This window comes from Bacteroides sp. AR20 (assembly GCF_964250605.1).
GTDB lineage: Bacteria > Bacteroidota > Bacteroidia > Bacteroidales > Bacteroidaceae > Bacteroides > Bacteroides uniformis.
In genome coordinates, this window is record NZ_CAXUGK010000030.1 from 14,559 (window position 1) to 39,896 (window position 25,338).

The following is a 25,338-nucleotide window of genomic DNA, read 5'->3' on the forward strand; positions in this document are numbered from 1 at the left end:
AACGTCTTTTTTCTTTGGCTACATAGTTTTTAATCCTCACCTTTGCATCGTTGATCAACGAAACGTGTGAATAGTAAAACGAATTTAAATCTCTAAAGAAAAAAAGTATGAGTGTAATTTTCAGGACGGTGGAGAGACCGTCGGACCCCAGGGTTGAAAACTCTCCCAAGAAGTATTATCCGCAGTTGGTGACATTGGGGCAAAGCGTGGATTTGGCGTTTATTGCACAGAAGATGCAGGACCGCTCTTCTCTGTCTATCGGTGACATCAAGAGTACGATGCAGAACTTTGTGGAAAAGCTGAAAGAGCAGTTGCTGGAAGGAAAGACGGTTAATATAGCCGGGCTGGGTGTCTTTATACTGGCAGCCAAATCGAAAGGTGAGGAAAAGGCTGATGACGTGACAGCCAAGAGTGTGGAGAGCGTCCGTATCTGTTTTCAGGCGAATAGGGAACTGAAGATATCGAAGGCTGCTACCCGTGCTGGAGAAAGGCTGGATTTGGTGAGTTTGGATGATTATCTTAAGGGGAAGACTTCTATAGATGGTGGCTCCGGTTCGGAAGGAGGAGGCTCGGATTCGGATGGAGACCAAGGCGAGAATCCACTGGGATAACGGTAGCTATGAATTATTAATCAGATAATGGATAATCTTTATGAAGAAAACGTGGAATGTGATTTTGAAACTTATTATTGCCGTAGCGAGTGCTGTGGCAGGTGTGATTGGCGGACAGACAATGATGTTTTAGTCCGATAGGATTTGATAAATAAAAAATGAGAAGAGCTGCTGGCAGGAAATCTGTCGGCAGCTCTTTTTTTAATCCTTGTATGCTTCTTCGTGTACCCCCGCTACTGCTCGTCCGCTGGGGTCGTTCTTTCCTTGGAAAGAGGCGTCCCATGCCAGCGCTTCGGCGGTGGAGCATGCCACACTGGGTACGCTGGGAACACTCCGGGCTGCGCTTTCACTGGGGAAATGCTCTTCGAAGATGGTGCGGTAGTAATACTCTTCCTTGTTTTGTGGGGTATGTATCGGGAAGCGTTCGGCGGCATGTGCCATCTGTTCGTCGCTGACGGCAGCGGCAGTGATGGCTTTCAGCGTATCAATCCAACTGTAGCCCACACCGTCGGAGAACTGTTCTTTCTGCCGCCAGGCAACGCTCTGAGGGAGCATGTCGGCAAAGGCTTCGCGGACTACTTTCTTTTCTATCTCCTTGCCGGGGCACATCTTGACTGCCGGATTGATGCGCATGGCAACATCCAGGAATTCTTTGTCGAGGAAGGGGACACGTCCTTCCACTCCCCAGGCTGCAAGGCTTTTGTTGGCACGGAGGCAGTCGTACAGATGCAGTTTGGAGAGCTTGCGCACGGTTTCTTCGTGAAAGGCTTGCGGGGTGGGCGCCTTGTGGAAGTAAAGGTAACCGCCGAACACCTCGTCCGCACCTTCGCCGCTGAGTACCATCTTGATGCCCATGCTTTTGATGACACGTGCCAGCAGATACATGGGGGTGGAGGCGCGGACAGTGGTTATGTCGTAAGTCTCAATGAAATAGATGACGTCGCGGACAGCATCGAGGCCTTCCTGAACGGTATAGTTTATCTCGTGATGCACGGTACCGATATGACGGGCCACTTCGCGGGCTTTAATCAAGTCGGGAGCACCCTTCAAGCCGACGGCGAAGGAATGGAGCTGCGGCCACCAGGCATCTGCCTTGTTGTCTGTCTCGATGCGTTTGGCGGCATATTTCTTGGCGATGGCAGAGATGACGGAAGAATCGAGTCCGCCACTGAGCAGGACACCGTAGGGGACGTCGGACATCAACTGGCGCTGTACGGCGGCTTCAAGGGCGTCGTGCACAGCCGTGACTTGTGTGCTGTAGGCTGTCTGGCCTATCGAAGCCGGCGCGGCATTGCGTTCGGCGGCAGGGGTGTAGTTGTCCTTCACAGCGGCATAGTCCATCCAGTCGCGGGTGTACCAGCGGTGCATCTTGCCCTCGCGGCCACGGTAGTAGTGGCCGGGAAGGAAAGGCTCATACTCGTCGCAGAAACCCTCAAGGGCTTTCAGCTCACTGCCGAAGTAGATGTGTCCATCCTTGTCGCGTCCTATATAAAGGGGGATTACGCCGATGGGGTCGCGAGCGATGAGGTAATCGTCCGTTTCTTCATCATAGAGGGCGAAGGCGAAGATGCCGTTCAGCTCTTCGAGGAAGCGGATGCCTTTGTCTTTGTAAAGGGCAAGGATGACTTCGCAGTCGGAACCGGTCTGGAAGGCGTATTTTCCGGCATAGCGGGCACGGATGTCGCGATGGTTGTAAATCTCGCCATTGACGGCAAGCACCTGTTTGCGGTCGGGTGAATATAAGGGTTGTCCACCGGATTCCGGGTCGACAATGGAGAGGCGTTCGTGGGCGAGGATGGCGGAGCCGCCTACGTAGATACCACTCCAGTCCGGTCCGCGATGACGGATTTTCTGCGCCATCCGTAGCGCTTTGTTTCTCAACTCAGGAGTTTGAGACTGTATGTTGAAGATTCCTGCTATTCCACACATGAGAATTAAAAATTAAAGGTTAAAAATTAAAGAAAGGGAAATCATTTCTTGTTTTCTTTTAGAGGTTCGAGGTAACGGTCTATCTCTGTTGCCACTCGTCGTCCGTCGGCCAAGGCACGTACCACGAGGCTGGCGCCGTGGGCGGCATCGCCTGCCACGAATACGTTCTCTGCAAACTTCGGTTGCTCGGGCTTGAGGAAACCCATGGCAAGAAGCACCATATCGGCTTCGATGACCTCTTTCTTACCCGTAGATTTCATGGTAGGGCGGTTACCGTCTGTTGCCGGAAGCCACTCCACTTCTTCCACTTCCACACCGCATACCTTGCCATTCTTCCCGATGAACCGGGTAGAGGCGAGGGACCATCGACGGGTACAGCCTTCTTCGTGGCTGCTGGTGGTTTTCAGTACGACGGGCCATTGCGGCCAGGGAGTATCCGGGTTGTGTCCTATGGGCGGTTGGGGCATAATTTCAATCTGGGTTACGCTGACGGCTCCCTGGCGAATGCTGGTGCCTATACAGTCAGACCCGGTATCGCCGCCGCCGATGACGAGTACCCGTTTGCCGCGGGCGTTGACGAGCTGGTCTTTCGGGAAGGTATCTCCATCCAGAATATGGTTCTGCTGTGCCAGCATGTCGAGGGCAAAGTAGATGCCTTTCAGCTCCCTGCCCGGAATGGAGAGGTCGCGGGCGGTGGGCGTACCGGTACAAATGGCGTAGGCATCAAATCCGGCAGGCAGTTTCTGTACATCGACATGGACTCCCATCTTGAACAAGATTCCTTCGGCCTTGAGGATTTTCATGCGGCGGTCGATGACGGCTTTGTCCAGTTTGAAGTTGGGGATGCCGTAACGCAACAGTCCTCCCGGCATCGGTTTGCTATCGAATAGGGTAACTTCGTAACCTTTGGCGTTCAGCCGTACGGCAACGCTCAATCCGGCAGGGCCGGCGCCGATGACGGCTACTTTCTTTCCGTTGCGTTCGGGCTGGAGGGGGGTGATGTAGCCCTCGCGAAAAGCAGCCTCGGCGATGGCGGCTTCGTTCTCGCGGATAGTGACCGGTTCGTTGCACGAGAGTTTCAGTACGCACGACTTCTCGCAAAGGGCAGGGCAGATGCGTCCCGTAAATTCCGGAAAATCATTCGTACTGTTCAGTATTTGATAGGCTTCGCGCCATTTGCCCCGGTAGAGCGCGTCTTGGAATTCCGGGTCTTTATTGCCCAGCGGACATGCCCAGTGGCAGAAGGGTACGCCGCAGTCCATACAGCGCGAGGCCTGGAGTTTGCGGTCGTGGCTGTTCAGTGTCTGTTCCACTTGGCTGAAGTCTGTGATACGTTCGTGTATCGGACGGTAACCCGCCTCTTGGCGGGGGATATTGAGGAATGCTTTTGGATCTCCCATGATGAACAAATTAAAAAGTTAAAAAGTAAAAGAATGAAAGGGGAATTTCCTCAGTCTTTCATTATTTCATTATTAATTCGCGATTCAATAATCGCGTTGCATTTCTGCAATCTTCTGTTGCAATTTCTGCATCTGCTCCTCTTGCAGCACTTTTTTGTATTCGATAGGGACTACCTGGATGAACTGGTCGGCATAGCGTGGCCAGTCATCGAGCATGGTGCGTGCCAGTTTGGAACCGGTGTACAGGTAGTGCTGGCGGATGAGCTCGTGCAGTTCCTTGCGGTAGGAGGCCTCTTCGATGAGGCTCAGTTCTACCATTTCCATGTTGCAGAAATAGTCGAAGTTGCCGTCCCGGTTCCATACGTAGGCTACACCGCCGGACATGCCTGCGGCAAAGTTGCGTCCCGTCTGTCCGAGTACTACCACGCGCCCGCCGGTCATATACTCGCAGCAGTGGTCGCCTACACCCTCCACTACGGCTGTGGCACCGGAGTTGCGGACGGCAAAGCGCTCGCCTGCACGGCCGTTGATGTAAACTTCACCGCTTGTGGCGCCATAAAGCAGGGTGTTGCCTGCAATCGTGTTTTTCTCCGCCTCGAAGTTGCTCCGTACCGGGGGCAGGACGGCGATGCGTCCGCCACTCAGACCTTTGCCCAGATAATCGTTGGCCTCGCCTTCCAACTTGAAGTTGACACCCGGGACAAGGAATGCCCCGAAACTCTGCCCGGCGGAGCCTTTGAACTTCACGTTCAGCGTATGTTCGGGCAGCCCTTTTTCTCCGTATTTTGCGGCAATGACACCAGAGAGCATGGCGCCGCAGGCACGGTCGGTATTGGCGATGGTGTACTCCAGCGAGATTTCCTTCTGGTTCTCTACGGCTTCGGCGGCGGCATGTAGCATCTCTACATCTTTCACATGGTCGATACCATGCTGTTGGTCGGTGACGTGGCGGATGGCGGCTTCATTGTCTACGCGTGCCAGTAGTTTGTCGAAGCTTATCAACTGATGTTTCCTGATTCCGTCATCCGGCTTGCGGACGATAAGGTCTGTACGTCCAATGATGTCGTCCAGGCGTTCCACCCCGATTTCCGCCAGGTATTCGCGTACCTCTTGGGCCAGGAAAGTGAAGAAGTTCACCAGATACTCGCTGCGTCCGCGGAAGCGCTTGCGCAGTTCTTCGTTCTGTGTCGCCACCCCTACGGGGCAGGTGTTCTGGTGACATTTGCGCATCATTACGCAACCCAGTACAATCAGGGCGCTGGTGGCGAAACCGAATTCCTCGGCTCCGAGCATTGCCATCAGTATGATGTCGCGGCCTGTTTTGAGCTGTCCGTCCACTTGCAGCATCACTTGTCCGCGCAGGCCGTTCAGCACCAGTGTCTGCTGCGTTTCGCTCAAACCGAGTTCGGGCGAGATGCCGGCATAGCGGATGGATGATGCAGGAGAGGCTCCCGTACCGCCCTCTGCACCCGAGATGACTATTAAATCGGCCTTTGCCTTTGCCACACCGGCGGCAATGGTGCCCACACCGCTTTCTGCCACCAGCTTCACGCTGATTTTTGCCCGTGGGTTCACGTTCTTCAGGTCGAAGATGAGCTGTGCCAGGTCTTCGATGGAGTAAATGTCGTGGTGGGGCGGGGGGGAAATCAGCGAGATGCCCGGAATGGAGTGGCGTGTCTTGGCAATCACTTCATCCACTTTGAAGCCCGGCAGCTGCCCACCTTCGCCCGGCTTGGCGCCTTGGGCAATCTTTATCTGTATTTCGTCCGCATTCACCAGATATTCTGCGGTGACACCGAAACGTCCTGAGGCCACCTGCTTGATGGCGCTGCGCAGACTGGTGCCGTCTTCGCGCGGCATGAAGCGTGCCCGGTCTTCGCCTCCTTCGCCCGTATTGCTCCGGCCATGCAGCTTGTTCATGGCAATAGCCATGGCTTCGTGGGCTTCGCGGCTGATGGAGCCGTAGGACATGGCGCCGGTGACAAAGCGCTGTACGATGTTCTCTACCGGTTCCACCCGGTCTATGCTGATAGGAGCGCGGCGGAAGTCGAGGAAATCGCGCAGGAAGATGGGAGATTCCTTGCTGTCTACCATGGCAGTGAACTCCTTGAATTTCTTATAGCTTCCCAGGCGTGTGGCAAGTTGCAGTGTGCTGATGGTTTCCGGGTTCCAGGCGTGCTTCTCACCATCCTTGCGGAAGGCATACAGTCCGCGGTTCGGCAATAGCTCCGCTTCCCCCTTCTTTTTAAGAACCTCCATCCCTTCCTTGTGGAAGGCGATGGCGTCGCGTGCCACTTCATCCAGGCGTATGCCTCCGATGCGTGAACTCAGTCCGCCAAAGTAGGCATTGCTCAACTCCTCGCTCAGTCCTACGGCCTCGAAAATTTTCGCGCCCCGGTAAGAACGGATGGTGCTGATGCCCATCTTGCTCATAATCTTGAACAAGCCTTTGCAGACGGACTTGATATATTTCTTTTCGGCAGTGGCGTAATCGAGCTGTATTTCCTTTTCGTTCACCAGTTTGTCGATGACGGCAAAAGCCATATACGGATTCAGTGCGCTGGCTCCGAAGCCCAGCAGTAGTGCGGCGTGCATCACTTCGCGGATTTCGCCGCTTTCTACAATCAGTGCCGTCTGCACCCGTTTGCCCACGGAGATAAGATGGTGGTGTACCGCCGACACGGCAAGCAGTGACGGAATGGCGGCATGGGCGGCGTCTACGTCGCGGTCGGAAAGCACGATGTAGTTCACTCCTTCGTTGACGGATTCTTCCGCCTGCTTGCAGAGGGTTGCCAATGCTTGCTGCAATCCCTGGCACCCTTTTGCCACTTCGAAGAGCAGGGGCAGTTTCACGGTCTTGAAGCCTTTGTACCGGATGTTGCAGAGAATATCCAGCTGGGCGTTGTTCAGGATGGGATGGTTCAACCTCACCATCTTGCAATGGTTTTCGCTGGGTGTCAGTATGTTCATGCCTACGGCTCCGATGTATTCGGTCAGCGACATTACCAGTTCTTCGCGTATCGGGTCGATAGGAGGGTTGGTGACTTGGGCAAACTGCTGGCGGAAATAGTTGTACAGTAGTTGCGCCTTGTCCGAGAGTACTGCCAGCGGGGTGTCATTGCCCATGGAGTTGATGGGTTCGGCACCGGTGGTACACATCGGGACAATCAGCCGTTCCACGTCTTCTTTGGAGTAGCCGAAGATGCGCAGCATGCTGTCGTAGTTCTCCACGCTATGGGAGACTTTGCGACCGCTTTTCAGTTCGTCCAGCTCGATGCGGTTGCCGGCCAGCCAAGTGCGGTATGGTTTGGCTTCGGCAAGTTGTTTCTTCAGTTCGCCGTCATAATATATTTCGCCTTTCTCGGTGTCTATAAGCAGTATCTTGCCCGGTTGCAGGCGTCCTTTTTCCTTGATGTCTCCCGGCTCGAAATCCATCACGCCGACTTCGCTGGCCACTACCATCATGCCGCCCTGCGTAATCAGGTAGCGTGCAGGGCGCAGTCCGTTCCTGTCGAGCATGCCGCCTGCATAGCGCCCGTCGCTGAAAAGCAGTGCCGCCGGTCCGTCCCACGGCTCCATCAGGATGGAGTGGTATTCATAGAAAGCTTTCAGGTCTTCGCTGATGGGATTCTTTTCGTTGAAAGATTCCGGCACGAGCATGGCCATGGCGTGCGGCAGGCTCAGGCCCGACATGATGAGAAACTCGAGCACATTGTCCAGCGAGGCACTGTCGCTCATGCCCGGTTGCACGATGGGGCGTATCTCCCGGATGTCTCCCAGGGCGGGAGAGGAGAGTACACTCTCACGGGCTTCCATCCAGCCGCGGTTGCCGCGGATGGTATTGATTTCGCCGTTGTGTGCCAGCAGGCGGAAAGGCTGTGCCAGTCCCCAGGTGGGGAAAGTGTTGGTGCTGAAACGGGAGTGCACCAATGCCAGTCCGCTGGTGAAGTAGCTGTTGGTGAGGTCGGGGAAGTAGTTGCGCAACTGCAAGGAAGAGAGCATGCCCTTGTAGACGATGTTCTTCGTAGAGAGCGAGACGATGTAGAAATCCTCGCGGGTGGGGATGTCCGACTTGCGTATTCTGTTCTCTATCCTTTTCCTTATTATATAGAGTTTGCGGTCGGCGGTTTCGCTTTCCGTAAATCCGGTGATGAAAATTTGCTTGATGTCCGGTTCGTTGGCAAGAGCCGCTTCTCCCAATATTTCGGGGCAAGTGGGCACGTTGCGCAGATGCATCAGGGTCAATCCCTCCTTTTCAATCTCTTCGATAATGACGCTCAAGATGACAGCCTGGTCTTTTCCGTCTTTGGGAAGGAAAAGCAGGCCGGTGCCGTATTTTCCCTTCTCGGGAACGGGAATGCCCTGCAACAGAATGAATTCGTGCGGTATCTGCAGCATGATGCCGGCGCCGTCTCCGGTTTTGTTGTCCGCCCCTTCCGCTCCACGGTGGCGCATGTTTTCCAGTACCTTCAATGCCGATTCTACCAGTTCATGTGATTTTCCTCCCTGGATATTGACCAGCATGCCTACTCCGCAGGCATCGTGCTCATGGGATGCCTCATACAAGCCCAACTGTTTGGGCTGTCGCTGGTAATCCTCTGCTTTTGTTTTGTTGTTAAAAAGTTCTTGTTTCATGATTATAAGCTTTCTTTATTTCTGTATAATATTGTTTGTGGTTTCAAAATGTTCGGCAAATATATGGTGTTAATTGCAAAATGCTAATATGTATTCCTGCCTTCTTTCTTGCAAAATTCCTGCGATAGAAGATGAAGTTATGAATTGATAGAAAACACCCTCTGTTTTCTTTTAATCCTAAATCAAAATCAGACGGTTTGATTTGGATTTGTAAATTAAGCCTTTTGCTTTTAAAATAACACTTTCTTTAACTTTTTGATGTAAAAACAACTTTTTTCTATTCTTTTGATAAATAAATAGTGGAAAGATTAACTTTATGTTCTTAAGAATATGTATATTTGCAGCGCAAAATCAAATACTGATACATTATGTGTGGAATAGTAGGCTATATAGGTCAAAGGAAAGCCTACCCCATTCTTATCAAGGGTCTGAAGCGGTTGGAGTACCGTGGATATGATAGTGCGGGGGTAGCATTAATCAGTGATAACCGACAGTTGAACGTGTACAAAGCGAAAGGTAAGGTTTCGGAACTTGAAACTTTCGTTGCTCAAAAAGATATTTCCGGTAGCATTGGTATTGCACATACACGTTGGGCCACTCATGGAGAACCTTGTTCCGTCAATGCCCATCCCCATTATTCCTCTTCCGAACGCCTCGCCCTCATCCATAACGGCATTATTGAAAACTACGCCGTCCTTAAAGAAAAACTTCAAGCCAAAGGTTATGTATTTAAAAGCAGCACTGATACCGAGGTGCTGGTACAGCTCATTGAATACATTCAGGTGACAAACCATATTGACCTGCTGACGGCGGTGCAACTTGCCTTGCAGGAAGTGATTGGGGCGTATGCCATTGCGGTGCTCGACAAGGACAATCCGGATGGGATAATCGCTGCACGCAAGAGCAGTCCGCTGGTGGTGGGCATCGGTGAAGGAGAGTTTTTCCTGGCTTCGGATGCCACGCCGATTGTGGAATACACGGATAAGGTGGTGTATCTGGAAGACGAAGAGATTGCCCTCATCCGTCGGGGAGAGAAGCTGAAGGTTGTTAACCTGAAGAATGTGGAATGTCCGCACGAGGTAAAGACGGTAGCGCTCAATCTCGGCCAGCTGGAGAAGGGCGGTTATCCGCACTTCATGCTGAAGGAAATCTTCGAACAGCCCGGCTGCATTCACGACTGCATGCGCGGGCGTATCAATGTGGAGGGTACGAACGTGGTTCTTTCTGCAGTGATTGATTATAAGGAACGTCTGCTGGCGGCCAAACGCTTCGTCATCGTGGCATGCGGTACGTCATGGCATGCCGCCCTCATCGGCAAGCATTTGATTGAAAGCTTCTGCCGTATTCCGGTGGAGGTGGAGTATGCCAGTGAGTTCCGTTACCGCGACCCGGTGATTGACAGCAACGATGTGGTGATTGCCATCTCGCAAAGCGGTGAAACGGCCGATACGCTGGCTGCCGTGGAGCTTGCCAGAAACCGTGGGGCATTTATATACGGCATCTGCAATGCCGTCGGTTCCAGCATTCCCCGTGCCACGCACACGGGTTCCTATATCCACGTGGGACCGGAAATAGGGGTGGCATCCACCAAAGCCTTCACCGGGCAGGTAACGGTGCTTACCATGCTGGCCCTGACACTTGCCAAAGAGAAAAAGACGATGGACGAAGGGCAATACCTGGCAATTGTCAAGGAATTGGGACATATCCCCGACAAGATGAAGGAGGTCTTGAAACTGAACGACCGTATAGCGGAACTTTCCAAGATATTCACCTATGCACACAACTTTATCTATCTGGGACGCGGATACAGTTATCCCGTAGCCTTGGAAGGCGCCTTGAAGTTGAAGGAGATTTCGTATATCCATGCCGAGGGCTATCCTGCCGCCGAAATGAAGCACGGCCCCATTGCCCTGGTGGATGCCGAAATGCCGGTAGTGGTCATTGCCACCCGGAATGGGCTTTATGAAAAGGTGCTGAGCAATATCCAGGAAATAAAGGCGCGTAAAGGCAGGGTTATCGCCATTGTGACAAAGGGAGATACGGTCATCAGTAAAATAGCCGACACTTGCATCGAGCTTCCCGAAACAATGGAGTGCCTTGATCCGTTAATAACTACGGTACCTCTGCAATTACTTGCCTATCACATTGCCGTGTGCAAGGGAATGGATGTGGACCAGCCGAGGAATCTTGCGAAGTCGGTGACTGTAGAATGAGGACATGTACAATTTACCATTTACAATGTACAATGGGGCTGCGCTTGGGAGGGGTAAATGTAAATGGTAATTGTATGCTATAATAAGGAAAAGAAAATTGTACACTTAAAATTGTACATTGTAAATGGTAAATTGTAAATAGATAGATGGAACAACTGAAGCATGAATGCGGCGTCGCCATGATACGCCTGCTGAAACCGCTGGAGTACTATGAAGAGAAGTACGGAACATGGATGTACGGACTCAACAAGCTCTATCTCCTGATGGAGAAACAACACAACCGTGGGCAGGAAGGTGCCGGACTGGCCTGCGTGAAACTGGAAGCCAGTCCCGGCGAGGAATATATGTTCCGTGAGCGTGCTCTCGGCTCGGGCGCCATTACCGAAATTTTCGGTACGGTGCAGGGTCACTTCAAGGACTTGACCAAGGAACAGCTGCATGATGCGGACTATGCCAAGCGTGTGCTGCCCTTTGCAGGGGAGGTCTATATGGGACACCTGCGTTACTCCACTACCGGAAAGTCCGGCATCTCGTACGTGCACCCGTTCCTCCGGAGAAACAACTGGCGTGCCAAGAATCTTGCCCTCTGCGGCAACTTCAACATGACGAATGTGGATGAAATCTTCGCACGCATTACCGCCATCGGCCAGCATCCGCGCAAATATGCCGATACCTACATCATGCTGGAGCAGTTGGGACATCGCCTCGACCGCGAAGTGGAGCGCCTCTTCAACCTTGCCGAAGCGGAAGGGCTGGCAGGCATGGACATCACCCGTTATATAGAAAACCACATCGACCTTGCCAACGTACTGCGCACTTCGAGCAAGGAGTGGGACGGGGGATACGTGATGTGCGGACTTACCGGAAGCGGAGAGACTTTTGCCGTACGCGACCCATGGGGCATCCGTACAGCCTTCTGGTATCAGGACGACGAGATAGCGGTGCTTGCCAGCGAACGTCCCGTGATACAGACAGCCCTTAATGTTCCTGTCGAATCCATCAAGGAGCTGCAACCCGGACAAGCCATGTTTATCAACAAGGCCGGCAAGGTGCGCACCGTGCAAATCAACAAGCCGCGCGAGGTGAAACCTTGTTCCTTCGAGCGCATCTACTTCAGCCGGGGCAGTGATGTGGACATTTACCGGGAACGTAAACTGCTGGGTGAGAAACTTGTACCCAACATATTGAAAGCCATCGACAACGATGTGGACCATACCGTCTTCTCCTTCATCCCCAATACGGCGGAAGTCGCCTTCTACGGTATGTTGCAGGGATTGGACGACTACCTCAACGAGGAGAAGGTGCAGCAGATTGCCGCCTTGGGGCATAGTCCCAGCCACGACGAACTGGAGCATATCTTGTCGCGGCGCATACGGAGCGAGAAAGTGGCCATCAAGGACATCAAGCTGCGTACCTTCATTGCCGAAGGAAACAGCCGGAACGACCTTGCCGCCCATGTGTACGACATCACTTACGGAAGCCTTGTCCCGGGAGTGGATAATCTGGTCATCATCGACGACTCGATAGTGCGTGGAACCACCCTGAAGCAGAGCATCATCGGCATCCTTGACCGTCTGGAGCCAAAGAAGATAGTCATTGTAAGCTCTTCACCGCAGGTACGCTATCCCGACTACTACGGCATCGATATGGCTAAGATGAGCGAATTCATCGCCTTCAAGGCTGCTGTGGAACTGCTGAAGGAGCGCGAGATGCGCGATGTGATTGCCGCCGCCTACCGCAAGTCCAAAGAGCAGGTAGGCCTGCCCAAAGAGCAGATGGTGAATTACGTGAAGGAGATATACGCTCCCTTTACCGACGAGGAAATCTCTGCCAAGATGGTGGAACTGCTCACTCCCAAAGGGACGAAAGCCAAAGTGCAGATTGTCTACCAGCCTCTCGAAGGGCTGCATGAGGCCTGCCCCAAGCATCCGGGTGACTGGTACTTCAGCGGCGATTATCCTACGCCGGGCGGTGTGAAGATGCTGAACAAGGCATTTATTGATTATATAGAACAAGTTTATCAATTTTAATTGAATCAATGAGAAATGTAACTCTAATCCTCGACGACGGGAGCCGCTTCCACGGCAAGTCGTTCGGCTTTGAAAAACCGGTAGCGGGAGAGGTGGTCTTCAACACAGCCATGACGGGTTATCCCGAAAGCCTGACCGACCCTTCGTATGCCGGACAGCTGATGACGCTCACCTATCCGTTGGTGGGCAATTACGGTGTGCCGCCTTTTACTCTCGAACCGAATGGGCTTGCCACTTTTATGGAGAGCGAGCATATCCATGCCGAAGCCATTATTGTAAGCGATTATAGCGAAAATTATAGCCATTGGAATGCGGTGGAAAGCCTCGGTGACTGGCTGAAACGCGAACAGATTCCGGGCATCACGGGCATCGATACCCGCGAACTGACAAAGGTGCTTCGCGAGCATGGGGTGATGATGGGACGTATCGCCTTTGATGATGAATCGGATGAAATGCCTGAGGCCTCTTATGCCGATGTGAATTATGTGGATAAAGTTAGCTGCAAGGAGGTTATCCGTTACAACGAAGGAACCGGTAAGAAGAAAGTGCTCCTTGTGGATTGCGGCGTCAAGCATAACATCATCCGCTGCCTGCTGAAACGTGACGTGGAAGTGATTCGCGTTCCCTGGGACTATGATTATACTGGGATGGAGTTCGACGGGTTGTTCATCTCCAACGGCCCTGGCGACCCCGATACCTGCGATGCTGCCGTGCAGCATATCCGCAAGACAATGCAGAACGAGAAACTGCCCATCTTCGGCATCTGTATGGGAAACCAGTTGCTTTCCAAAGCTGGGGGCGCCAAGATATACAAATTGAAATACGGCCACCGCAGCCATAACCAACCGGTGCGTATGGTGGGTACGGAACGTTGCTTCATCACCTCACAGAATCATGGGTATGCCGTAGACAACAACACGCTGACAGAAGACTGGGAACCGCTTTTCATCAATATGAACGATGGTTCTAATGAAGGAATCCGCCACAAACGCAATCCCTGGTTCTCCGCACAGTTTCATCCCGAAGCTGCCAGCGGGCCGACGGATACGGAGTTTCTTTTTGATGACTTTGTGAAGTTGCTTTAGTAAGAGAATTTTATCAAGAATGATTGCGTTCATAATCTCTTGATAATCAGTATGTAAAAGACGGTATAATGAGTCCCATACTGAATGTCATTCAGTCCCAGAGTGAATACCTTTCAGTCCTATACTGAATGCCATTCAATTAGTGACTGATTGTGTAAGGTAAGAGAAAGATAAGGTTTTATTACTACTATTACATTTTTAATAAACAGATATGCAAATGAAAGAAAACAATATAAAGAAAGTCCTGCTGCTCGGTTCCGGCGCACTGAAAATCGGTGAGGCAGGAGAATTTGACTACTCCGGTTCGCAGGCGCTCAAGGCATTGAAGGAGGAAGGCATCTACACGGTTCTCATCAATCCGAACATTGCCACGGTACAGACCTCGGAAGGAGTTGCCGACCAGATTTACTTCCTGCCCGTCACTCCTTACTTCGTGGAGAAGGTGATAGAGAAGGAGCGCCCGGACGGCATCATGCTTGCTTTTGGCGGACAGACGGCACTGAACTGCGGTGTCTCCCTCTATAAAGACAAGATTTTCGAGAAGTACGGCGTGACGGTTCTCGGCACTCCCGTGCAGGCCATCATTGACACGGAGGACCGTGAAATCTTTGTGCAGAAACTGAATGAGATTGATGTGAAGACCATCAAGAGCGAAGCCGTGGAGAATGCGGCGGATGCCCGTCGCGCAGCCCGGGAACTGGGATACCCGGTCATTGTCCGTGCTGCATATGCGCTTGGCGGACTGGGTTCGGGTTTTTGCGACAATGAAGAAGAGCTGAATGTGCTGGTGGAGAAAGCCTTCTCCTTCTCCCCACAGGTGCTGGTGGAGAAATCGCTGAAGGGATGGAAGGAAGTGGAATACGAGGTGGTGCGCGACCGCTTCGACAACTGCATCACGGTCTGCAACATGGAGAACTTCGACCCCCTGGGCATCCATACAGGTGAGTCCATCGTTATTGCCCCGTCACAGACGTTGAGCAATACGGACTATCATAAATTGCGTGAACTTGCTATCCGCATTATCCGTCACATCGGCATTGTGGGAGAGTGTAACGTGCAGTATGCCTACGACCCGATGAGCGAGGACTACCGGGTAATCGAGGTAAATGCACGCTTGAGCCGTTCGTCTGCACTTGCCTCTAAAGCAACGGGTTATCCGTTGGCGTTTGTAGCGGCAAAACTCGGCTTGGGCTATGGCTTGTTCGACTTGAACAACTCTGTGACAAAGACTACAAGCGCTTTCTTCGAACCCGCCCTGGACTATGTGGTCTGCAAGATACCGCGTTGGGATTTGGGCAAGTTCCACGGGGTGGACAAAGAGCTGGGTTCAAGCATGAAGTCGGTAGGCGAGGTGATGGCTATCGGCCGTACTTTCGAGGAAGCCATCCAGAAGGGGCTTCGCATGATAGGCCAGGGCATGCACGGCTTCGTAGAGAACAAGGAACTGGTGATTGCCGATTTGGACAAGGCTCTGCGCGAACCTACCGACAAACGTATCTTTGTCATCTCCAAAGCCTTCCGTGCCGGGTATACGGTGGACCAGGTGCACGAATTGACCAAGATAGACCGTTGGTTCCTGGAGAAGTTGATGAACATCATGGATACCAGCAGGGAACTGCACTCTTTTATGGCTGATGGAGAGTTGCCAATGATTCCCGTGGACTTGTTGCGTAAAGCCAAAGTACAAGGCTTCTCTGATTTCCAGATAGCCCGTGCCCTCGGCTTGGAACAAGCAATGGACGGCGAAGAAGCCATCCTTGCCGTCCGCAATTTCCGCAAGAGTGCAGGCATTCTGCCCGTAGTGAAGCAGATAGATACCCTTGCCGCCGAATATCCCGCACAGACCAACTATCTCTACCTAACGTATAGCGGCACGGCAAATGATGTCCGTTACCTCGGCGACCACAAGTCCATCGTCGTATTGGGCTCCGGCGCCTACCGCATCGGTTCTTCCGTAGAGTTCGACTGGTGCGGCGTGCAGGCCCTGAACACCATCCGCCAGGAAGGCTACCGCAGTGTCATGATAAACTACAACCCCGAAACCGTGTCTACGGACTATGACATGTGCGACCGTCTTTACTTCGACGAGCTCACCTTCGAGCGCGTGATGGATATTCTCGAACTGGAGAATCCCCACGGGGTGATTGTCTCTACCGGTGGTCAGATACCGAATAACCTTGCCCTGCGCCTCGATGCGCAGAAGGTACCTATTCTCGGCACAAGCGCCAGGAGCATCGACAATGCCGAAGACCGTGACAAGTTCTCCGCCATGCTCGACCGCATTGGTGTAGACCAACCCGAATGGCGGGCGCTGACCTCCCTGGAGGACATCAACGCCTTTGTGGATAAGGTGGGCTTCCCGGTATTGGTCCGTCCTTCCTACGTATTGTCCGGCGCTGCGATGAACGTCTGTTCCAACCGGGAGGAGCTGGAACGCTTCCTGAAGCTGGCGGCGAATGTCAGCAAGAAACATCCCGTAGTGGTGAGCCAGTTCATTGAGCATGCCAAGGAGGTGGAGATGGATGCTGTGGCGCAAGATGGAGAGATTATCGCGTACGCCATCAGTGAGCATATCGAGTTTGCCGGAGTGCATTCCGGTGACGCCACTATCCAGTTCCCGCCACAAAAGTTGTATGTGGAGACGGTGCGCCGCATCAAGCGTATCAGCCGCGAGATTGCCCGTGAGCTGAACATCTCCGGTCCGTTCAATATCCAGTATCTGGCACGCGAGAACGACATCAAGGTGATTGAGTGCAACCTCCGTGCCAGCCGTTCGTTCCCGTTTGTCAGCAAGGTGCTGAAGATAAACCTTATTGAACTTGCCACGAAGGTGATGCTCGGCATTCCGGTACAGAAGCCGGACAAGAATCTGTTCGATTTGGATTACGTAGGCATCAAGGCGAGCCAGTTCTCCTTCAACCGTCTGCAGAAGGCCGACCCGGTACTGGGTGTGGATATGGCAAGCACGGGCGAGGTGGGTTGCATCGGCAGCGATACTTCCTGCGCCATTCTCAAGGCGATGCTCTCCGTGGGATATCGTATTCCAGAGAAAAATATCCTGCTTTCTACCGGTACTCCGAAGCAGAAAGTGGACATGCTTTCTGCCGCGCGTATGCTTCAGAAGAAGGGGTATAAGATATTTGCCACGGGTGGTTCCAGCAACTTCCTTACGGAGAACGGTGTGGAGAATACGCGCGTCTACTGGCCCAGCGAACCCGAACGCCAGCCACAGGCACTCGACATGCTGCACCGCAAGGAGATAGACATGGTTGTCAATATTCCGAAGAACCTCACCGCAGGCGAGTTGGATAACGGCTACAAGATACGCCGTGCCGCCATCGACCTCAATATTCCGTTGATAACGAATGCCCGTCTGGCAAGTGCGTTCATCAATGCATTCTGCACGATGACGCCGGATGATTTGGCTATCAAGTCGTGGGCGGAGTACAAATGATGATTTAATTTGCTATCTTTGCTGAAAACTAAGTTCGATGGAAACAATTTTGACCCAATACTATCAATCTCCTTATGGCGAGTTGCTCCTCGGCTCTTTCGGCGATAAACTCTGCCTATGCGACTGGATGCTGAACGAGAAACGTAGAGTAACCGTTGATAAGCGCATACGGCAGGCGCTGCATGCCGATTATGAGGAAGGCACTTCGGAAGTGATTGCAAGGGCAATCATTCAGTTGGATGAGTATTTTGCCTGTAAGCGGACCATATTCGATGTTCCACTGCTTGCAGTCGGAACAGAATTCCAGCGGACGGTGTGGCAGGAGTTGCAGAACATCCCTTACGGAAAAACAGTGTCCTACGGCGAGCTTTCACGAAAGCTGGGCAATCCGAAAGCCGTACGTGCGGTGGCGGCTGCCAATGGGGCAAATGCCCTCTCCATACTCATCCCCTGCCATCGTGTGGTGGGCAGCAACCATACGCTGATAGGCTATGCCGGTGGTCTGGCAGCCAAACAAGGGATGCTGGCATTGGAAGCGGACTCTTGCGACGGACCGTCAGGCTCCCGTATAGGACAGCTGTTTTGAGGTCAGGTTTGTTTCTGGTATTCCGCCGGTGTCATCCCCGTCATACGTTTGAAGAACTTCGAGAAGAACGACGGATTGGGAAAGTTCAGTTCGTCTGATATTTGAAACACCAGTAGATTACTGTGTTTCAGCAATACTTTGGCTTCGAGGATAACTGCTTGATTAATCCATTGCATCACGGTTTGTCCGCTTGTTTCACGTATCACCGAACTCAGATAGTGCGGTGTCAGGCATAGCTTGTCGGCATAGAAGTTGACGTTGCGTTCGTGCTTGCTGTGTTGGTTCACCAAAGCGATGAAGCGGCGGAATAGCTCTTCCTGGCGTGAAAGGCGTGCCGGAGTTGACTTGCATGTGTGCTCGTGGATATACTTAAGGTTATAGAGAAGTGAGACAATCAAGTGCTGTACAGCTCCGCGGCGGTAGGGCAAACAATGTAGTATATTCCACAATAAAGAGAAGAAGCTGCTGATGTGTGCCCATTCCTCGTTGTTGCATGAAAGGCGGATTCCGTTTCGTGTATAAGCTTCCGAAAGAATGGAATTCTGTAGCACGGGCAGAAAATTGGTAGTGGGCATGATGACTTGGAATTCGTAGGCGGGACTGACTTCCGATATTTCTATCAGCGAATTGTCAGGGATGATAATAATATCGTGGGCTGTAGCTTCATATTCGATAAGATTGATGGAGATTCGGCCCTTACCTTGCATGATGCGTACAATCCTTCCTTCTTTGGCACGATAAGGTTGCTGGGTGCGGAATAGCCTGAATCCCATTGCTTGAAAACTGATGACCATTCCCAAATCGTCGTTTATAAATCTGTATTCGGAATGTTCTATAAAATCCGGATTGTTGCGGATGTCCTCGAATGCGACGCTTATCGGTTTGTTCTTTTCCATATCTTTCCCTTTATGAATAATGTATATTTCCACCGCAAAGATAATAAAGTGTTCCTATTATTTGTCTTTTTATACGAAATGTCGTACTATTAGAACATCTTTGCGCACAAATGGATTGTAAGGTTATAGGGTTATGCCTTTATCTTTGCATGTGTATAGAACAAAACCATGTAGAATAAACAAGAAACAGAATGGATATGAAACGAACCGTTTTCTTTTTTACCCTTTCTCTTGCCGTCATGCTGGCACATGCCCAGCTCACGTTGGAAGAGTGCCAGCGCCGGGCGCAAGACAATTATCCGTTGGTCAGGCAATACGGACTGATAGAAAAGGCACGCGGGTACGACCTCTCCAATGCCGGAAAAGGTTACTTGCCCCAGTTTTCCCTATCCGGCAAGGCCACGTACCAGAGTGACATCACCCGGCTACCGGTCGAAATCCCTAATCTCGACATCAAGACTGCTTCGAAAGACCAGTACCAGGTGATGCTCGAAGTGCAGCAGACCCTCTGGGATGGTGGGGATATACGTTCCAGAAAACGATTGACGCGTGCCGCCTCGGAAGTGGAACTGGAAAAACAGCATGTAGACATGTATGCCTTGACTGACCGGGTGAACCAGCTCTTTTTCGGCATCCTGCTGTTGGACGAACAGCTGAAACAGAACAGCCTCTTGCAAGAAGATTTAGGAAGAACCCACAAGCAGGTAGCCGACTATATAGCCAATGGCATCGCCACCCCGAGCGACCTGGATGCAGTCAGCGTAGAGCAACTGAACACCAGGCAGCACCGTGTGGAATTGGAGACCACCCGCCGTGCATACCTCAGCATGCTTGCTGCCTTTACGGGCAAGGATCTCTCTTCCGAAACGGTTTTATTGAAACCGGCTGCCGAAGAAAACATAGACCGGCAGATGAACAACCGTCCCGAACTTCGTTGGTACGATGCGCAGGGAGAGCAACTCCGCCAGCAGGAGGCAGCCTTGAACACCCGGTTGATGCCGCGTTTCGGCCTTTTTGTACAAGGGGCATACGGCAATCCGGGATTGAATATGCTGAAAGATGAATTCAACGCCTATTACATGGCGGGGGTGCGCATGTCCTGGAATTTCGGCAGTCTGTATACGTTGAAGAACGACCGCCGCAGGATAGACAATACCCGCCAACAGATAGAGACCGGCCGGGATGTGTTCCTTTTCAACATTCGCCTGCAGGCTACGCAGCAGGATGCGGGCATTGTATCCATGCGCCGCCAGATGGCGGATGATGACGAGATTATCCGTCTGCGTGGGAATATCCGCCGTGCAGCCGAGGCCAAGGTGCAGAACGGGACAATGACCGTGACCGATATGCTGCGGGAGATTACCAACGAAAGTATGGCACGACAGACCAAGGCATTGCATGAGGTGCAGTTGCTGATGAACATCTGGCAGCTGAAATATACGCTGAACAATTAATGACTATAATCCGTAATTTATAACTTGAAATAGTATGAAATCATTGAAATTATTTCCTTTTTTATTTCTCCTTGCCGCCTGTACCGGCGGTACTCCGAAATATGATGCGACGGGAACGTTCGAGGCTACCGAAGTTATCGTTTCTGCCGAGGCGTCCGGAAAACTGCTGAGTTTCGACATCGAGGAAGGCACGACACTGATAGACGGGCAGGAAGTAGGCATTATAGATACCGTCCAACTCTATCTGAAGAAACTCCAGTTGGAGGCCAGTGTCAAGTCCGTGGAAGGCCAGCGGCCTGATATCCTGAAACAAGTAGCCGCCACTCAGGAACAGATTGTGCAGGCTCGACGCGAACGCGACCGTGTGTCCAATCTGCTCCGTGTGGGTGCCGCCAACCAGAAGCAACTGGATGATGCCGAGTCCCTTCTCGAAGTCCTCCGCAAGCAGCTCGACGCACAGAACTCCACCCTGCGCAACAGTGACCGGAGCCTGACGTGGCAAAGTTCCTCTGTCGGCATCCAGGTGGCGCAGATAGAAGACCAGTTGCGCAAATGCCACATCACCTCTCCGCTGACGGGAACCGTCCTTGCCCAATATGCCGAAGCCGGAGAACTGGCTGCTCCCGGCACCCCTCTTTTCAAAGTGGCGGATATGGAGCAGATTTACCTCCGTGCCTACATCACCTCCGAGCAGCTTGCCGAAATCAAGCTGGGGCAGCAAGTGAAGGTTTATGCGGATTATGGAAAGGAAGTGCGGAAAGAATACCCCGGCATCGTCACCTGGATTTCCGATACGTCCGAATTCACTCCAAAAACTATCCTGACGAAAGACGAGCGCGCCAATCTGGTCTATGCTGTAAAGATTGCCGTGAAGAATGACGGGATGCTGAAAATAGGAATGTATGGAGGCTGTAACTTTAACTAATATCTCCAAACGTTACGGCGGCGTGGAAGCCCTGCGGGGTGTCTCTCTGTCAGTGGCTCCCGGTGAGCTTTTCGGCATCATCGGGCCGGACGGTGCGGGCAAGACATCGCTTTTCCGCATCCTCACCACTTTGCTGCTTGCCGACGGAGGCTCGGCTTCGGTCTGCGGTCTGGATGTGGTGAAGGACTACAAAGCCATCCGCAGGCGGGTGGGGTATATGCCCGGACGCTTCTCCCTCTATCCGGACTTGACGGTGGAGGAGAATCTCAATTTCTTCGCCACCGTCTTCCACACCACCATCGAGGAGAATTATGATTTGGTGCGCGACATTTACCGGCAGATAGAACCTTTCCGCAAGCGCCGCGCCGGAGCGTTGTCCGGCGGCATGAAGCAGAAACTCGCCCTTAGCTGTGCCCTTATCCATAAACCGGATGTCCTCTTTCTGGACGAACCCACTACGGGCGTCGACCCCGTGTCCCGCAAGGAATTCTGGGGAATGCTTCGCCGACTGAAGGAGCAGGGTATCACCATCATTGCTTCCACCCCCATCATCGACGAAGCGCGCCAATGCGACCGCATCGCCTTCATCAACGAAGGAGAGATAAAAGGCATCGATACCCCCGACCGTATCCTGACACGCTTTGCGGGCATCCTCTGCCCTCCGGGCTTGCAGCACGAACGGGTGGAAAACCACGAAAACAAGGTGATTGAAGTGGAAGGGTTGACCAAGCGGTTCGGTAATTTCACCGCTGTAGACCACATCTCCTTCCAAGTCCATCGGGGCGAGATTTTCGGTTTCCTGGGAGCCAACGGGGCAGGCAAGACCACCGCCATGCGCATGCTTACGGGACTTAGCCGCCCCACCGGCGGCAAGGCATGTGTGGCAGGTTTCGATGTGGCTTCCCAACCCGAAGAAGTGAAGAAGAACATCGGCTACATGAGCCAGAAATTTTCCCTTTACGAAGACCTCAAGGTGTGGGAGAATATCCGCCTCTTTGCCGGTATCTACGGCATCCCCGAAGCGGAGATTGCCCCCAAGACGGATGAGCTGCTCCTCCGCCTCGGGCTGGAAAAGGAACGGGATACACTGGTGAAAAGCCTTCCGCTGGGCTGGAAGCAGAAGCTAGCCTTCTCCGTCTCCATCTTCCACCGTCCCAAGATTGTCTTTCTGGATGAGCCTACGGGTGGGGTGGACCCTGCCACGCGCCGCCAGTTCTGGGAGCTGATTTACCAGGCTGCCGACGAGGGCATCACCGTCTTTGTCACCACCCACTTTATGGACGAGGCGGAGTATTGCGACCGCATCTCCATCATGGTAGACGGCGTCATCCGTGCACTCGACACTCCCGGGGAGCTGAAACGGCAGTTCAATGCCACTACGATGGACGATGTATTCCAACAACTGGCTCGTCAAGCTGTGCGAACCGCCGACTGAAAATCCGTGAAATCCGCATTATCCGAGCCTAAATATAAATATAGACAATGAAACAATTCATATCTTTCATCCGAAAAGAGTTCTTCCATATCTTCCGCGACCGGCGCACGATGCTGATTCTGCTGGGCATGCCCATCGTGCAGATAATCCTTTTCGGTTTTGCCATCACCACCGAGGTGAAGAACGTGCGTGTGGCGGTGCTCGACCCGTCGAATGACGTAGTTACCCGCCGTATCATCGACCGCATGGATGCAAGCGAATACTTCACCGTCATCCGCCGCCTGTATTCTCCCGCCGATATGGAGGCTTCTTTCGGAAGAGGGGAGATTGACATGGCGCTTGTTTTCAGCGAGCGTTTCTCGGACAAGCTTTATACCGGCGAGGCGCGCGTGCAGCTTGTCTCCGACGCCACAGACCCCAATATGGCGACTATGCAGGCAGGCTATGCCGCAAACATCATTTCCTCTGCCGGGCAGGAGATGCTTCCGCCGGGAGTGCATGCCGCTGCCATCGTACCCCAGCTCAAGTTGCTGTACAATCCGCAGATGAAGAGTGCCTACAACTTCGTGCCGGGTGTCATGGGGCTTATTCTGATGCTGATTTGCGCCATGATGACCTCCATCTCCATTGTGCGCGAGAAGGAGACGGGGACGATGGAGGTCCTGCTGGTTTCTCCCGTCAAACCGCTTTTCATCATTCTGGCAAAGGCGGTGCCCTATTTTGTGCTGTCGTTTGTCAACTTGACCACCATTCTTCTGCTTTCGGTCTATGTGCTCGATGTTCCCGTGGCGGGCAGCTTGTTCTGGCTGGTGGTGGTGTCGCTGCTATTCATCTTTGTCTCCCTGGCGCTGGGGCTGCTGATTTCCACGGTCACCCGGACGCAGGTTGCCGCTATGCTGGTGTCCGGACTGATGCTGATGATGCCCACCATGTTGCTTTCGGGCATGATATTCCCCATTGAGAGTATGCCCGTTATCCTGCAGGCCATTTCAGCTGTGCTTCCTGCACGCTGGTATATCCAGGCGGTGCGTAAGCTGATGATTGAGGGAGTGGATGTTTCGCTTGTGCTGATGGAGGTCGGCATACTTGCCACGATGGCGGTATTGCTGATAACGGTGAGTTTCAAGAAATTCAAGCATCGGCTTGAGTAAAGAGCGGATATGAATTTTATATTAATTATTCAGGCAGAAGAACATAAGGACAAAAGGATACGGGAAATCTGTTCTTTTGTTCTTATGTCTAAAATCTTTAAAATATCGTCTTATGATAAAGTTTCTCATTGAAAAGGAATTCAAGCAGTTGTTCCGCAACTCCTTCCTGCCCAAGCTGATTTTCATTTTCCCGTGCATGATTATGATACTGATGCCCTGGGCCGCCAATCTGGAGATAAAGAACATCAATCTGAATATAGTGGACAATGACCACAGCGTCTTGTCTCGCCGTCTGGTAGATAAAATCGGTGCATCCACTTATTTCTGCCTGACAGCGCTTCCCGATACATACGATGAGGCTTTGCTGGCCATTGAAGCAGGTTCGGCAGATGTCGTGCTGGAGATTCCCCGTGATTTCGAAAAGGATTGGGTGAAGGGAGAGGCGCCTCGTCTGCTGGTGGCGGCCAATGCCGTGAACGGCACGAAGGGCAGTCTGGGAGGATCCTACTTGTCTTCCATCATCAGTGACTATACCCGTGAACTGGGTTCGGAGTCGTCTTCGCAAGGGCTTGCCGGGAAGCCGCTTCCCCGGGTGGACATCACTACGCAGAACCTTTACAACCCCACGCTGAACTACAAGCTTTTCATGATTCCTGCCCTCATGGTAATGCTGCTGACGCTGATTTGCGGTTTTCTCCCTGCCCTCAATGTGGTGGGCGAGAAGGAGGCGGGCACCATCGAGCAGATAAATGTCACCCCCGTCGGCAAGTTCACTTTCATTGCCGCCAAGCTGATACCTTACTGGCTGATAGGTTTTGTGGTGCTGACCATCTGTTTCGTTCTGGCATGGGTACTTTACGGCATTCTGCCGGCGGGACATTTCCTCACTATCTACGGCATGGCGCTGTTTTTTCTACCGGTGGTGTCGGGGTTCGGGCTGGTCATATCCAATCATTCGACCACGTTGCAGCAGGCCATGTTTGTCATGTGGTTCTTCATGCTTATCCTTATTCTGATGAGTGGTCTTTTCACCCCTATCCACAGTATGCCTGAGTGGGCGCAATGGATTACGTGCATCAATCCGCTACGCTATTTTGTGGAGGTGATGCGTACCATCTATCTCCGTGGTGGCGGATTTGCCGAACTGCTTCCGCAACTGGGAGCCGTGTTGGTCTTTGCATTGGTCTTCAATCTGTGGGCGGTAAAAAGTTATAAGAAAAGTAGTTAACTGATTTTTCTTTATTATTATCCTATTTGGCTCTCTTTTTTGAAGAAGGGCTACACCATTTGCCTTGGATAGCTACACCCTTTTGTGTTTAAGGCTACACCATGAGGAGGAAAAGGTGTAGCCCTTTTATTATGGATAATAAAAGCTGTTTTTTGTGCGGAAAAAAGGGTGCAAGTAGTGATATGTATCTAATGATGAAAAATATCTGTTTTGCTTAGTAATTGATTGATAGAGTTTATATGATATTTATCAGTTCCCTTATTGGAAAAAACTCTTATCTTTGCACGCGAATAAATAAATATCTTA

16 protein-coding genes are annotated in these 25,338 nt (G+C 52.2%); 12 read left to right on the forward strand and 4 right to left on the reverse strand.

Annotated features, from left to right (window positions below; genetic code table 11):
- Positions 1-107: 107 nt before the first annotated feature.
- Entirely contained in the window at positions 108-611 is a 504-nt protein-coding gene (locus ACESTD_RS14605; RefSeq protein ID WP_120137745.1) for an HU family DNA-binding protein, read from the forward strand.
- 40 nt (positions 612-651) lie between these two features.
- A complete protein-coding gene (locus ACESTD_RS14610) occupies positions 652-744 on the forward strand; it encodes a smalltalk protein (protein WP_005837261.1) in 93 nt (30 codons plus the stop codon).
- A gap of 68 nt (positions 745-812) precedes the next feature.
- Here the strand turns inward: ACESTD_RS14610 and asnB are convergent, their stop codons facing one another.
- The 3 genes from asnB to gltB all read right to left on the reverse strand — a co-directional run bounded on the left by asnB (position 813) and on the right by gltB (position 8,578).
- Entirely contained in the window at positions 813-2,540 is a 1,728-nt protein-coding gene (gene asnB / locus ACESTD_RS14615) for an asparagine synthase B (protein WP_373158779.1), read from the reverse strand.
- 41 nt (positions 2,541-2,581) lie between these two features.
- Positions 2,582-3,940 carry a glutamate synthase subunit beta gene (locus ACESTD_RS14620; RefSeq protein WP_117713699.1) on the reverse strand — a complete coding sequence of 453 codons (1,359 nt, stop codon included), beginning with the start codon at positions 3,938-3,940 and terminating at the stop codon, positions 2,582-2,584.
- 84 nt (positions 3,941-4,024) lie between these two features.
- Positions 4,025-8,578: a glutamate synthase large subunit gene (gene gltB / locus ACESTD_RS14625; RefSeq protein WP_371413377.1), complete on the reverse strand. Its 4,554-nt coding sequence runs from the start codon at positions 8,576-8,578 to the stop codon at positions 4,025-4,027.
- Positions 8,579-8,943: 365 nt separating this feature from the next.
- On the opposite strand from gltB, the gene glmS reads away from it, so the two are divergent.
- From glmS to ACESTD_RS14650, 5 genes are all read left to right on the forward strand, one after another.
- Positions 8,944-10,788, forward strand: a complete 1,845-nt coding sequence (gene glmS, locus ACESTD_RS14630) for a glutamine--fructose-6-phosphate transaminase (isomerizing) (RefSeq protein WP_055288634.1) — start codon at positions 8,944-8,946, stop codon at positions 10,786-10,788.
- Between the two features lie 146 nt (positions 10,789-10,934).
- Positions 10,935-12,818 (forward strand): hypothetical protein, encoded by a 1,884-nt coding sequence (locus tag ACESTD_RS14635; RefSeq protein WP_005827619.1) that lies wholly within the window; start codon positions 10,935-10,937, stop codon positions 12,816-12,818.
- Positions 12,819-12,826: 8 nt separating this feature from the next.
- Complete coding sequence (gene carA, locus ACESTD_RS14640; RefSeq protein ID WP_005827621.1) at positions 12,827-13,903, forward strand: glutamine-hydrolyzing carbamoyl-phosphate synthase small subunit; 1,077 nt, start codon at positions 12,827-12,829, stop codon at positions 13,901-13,903.
- Between the two features lie 217 nt (positions 13,904-14,120).
- Positions 14,121-17,357, forward strand: coding sequence for a carbamoyl-phosphate synthase (glutamine-hydrolyzing) large subunit (carB, locus tag ACESTD_RS14645; RefSeq protein WP_034525538.1), 3,237 nt, complete (start codon positions 14,121-14,123; stop codon positions 17,355-17,357).
- A gap of 37 nt (positions 17,358-17,394) precedes the next feature.
- The gene (locus ACESTD_RS14650) at positions 17,395-17,943 is read left to right on the forward strand and encodes a methylated-DNA--[protein]-cysteine S-methyltransferase (RefSeq protein ID WP_005827626.1); all 549 of its coding nucleotides are present in this window, start codon (positions 17,395-17,397) and stop codon (positions 17,941-17,943) included.
- A gap of 2 nt (positions 17,944-17,945) precedes the next feature.
- On the opposite strand, the gene ACESTD_RS14655 is transcribed toward ACESTD_RS14650, so the two are convergent.
- Positions 17,946-18,839, reverse strand: a complete 894-nt coding sequence (locus tag ACESTD_RS14655; protein ID WP_055288632.1) for an AraC family transcriptional regulator — start codon at positions 18,837-18,839, stop codon at positions 17,946-17,948.
- A gap of 191 nt (positions 18,840-19,030) precedes the next feature.
- Between ACESTD_RS14655 and ACESTD_RS14660 the strand changes: the two genes are divergently transcribed.
- From ACESTD_RS14660 to ACESTD_RS14680, 5 genes are all read left to right on the forward strand, one after another.
- The gene (locus ACESTD_RS14660; RefSeq protein WP_055288631.1) at positions 19,031-20,293 is read left to right on the forward strand and encodes a TolC family protein; all 1,263 of its coding nucleotides are present in this window, start codon (positions 19,031-19,033) and stop codon (positions 20,291-20,293) included.
- Positions 20,294-20,327: 34 nt separating this feature from the next.
- Positions 20,328-21,218, forward strand: a complete 891-nt coding sequence (locus ACESTD_RS14665; RefSeq protein WP_005827632.1) for an HlyD family secretion protein — start codon at positions 20,328-20,330, stop codon at positions 21,216-21,218.
- Positions 21,196-22,653: an ATP-binding cassette domain-containing protein gene (locus ACESTD_RS14670; RefSeq protein ID WP_057281025.1), complete on the forward strand. Its 1,458-nt coding sequence runs from the start codon at positions 21,196-21,198 to the stop codon at positions 22,651-22,653. The genes ACESTD_RS14665 and ACESTD_RS14670 overlap by 23 nt, the downstream gene beginning before the upstream one ends.
- Before the next feature lie 47 nt (positions 22,654-22,700).
- Positions 22,701-23,804 (forward strand): ABC transporter permease, encoded by a 1,104-nt coding sequence (locus ACESTD_RS14675; protein ID WP_186905883.1) that lies wholly within the window; start codon positions 22,701-22,703, stop codon positions 23,802-23,804.
- A 112-nt stretch (positions 23,805-23,916) separates the two neighbouring features.
- Positions 23,917-25,032: an ABC transporter permease gene (locus ACESTD_RS14680; RefSeq protein WP_117703283.1), complete on the forward strand. Its 1,116-nt coding sequence runs from the start codon at positions 23,917-23,919 to the stop codon at positions 25,030-25,032.
- The last annotated feature ends 306 nt before the right edge of the window (positions 25,033-25,338 follow it).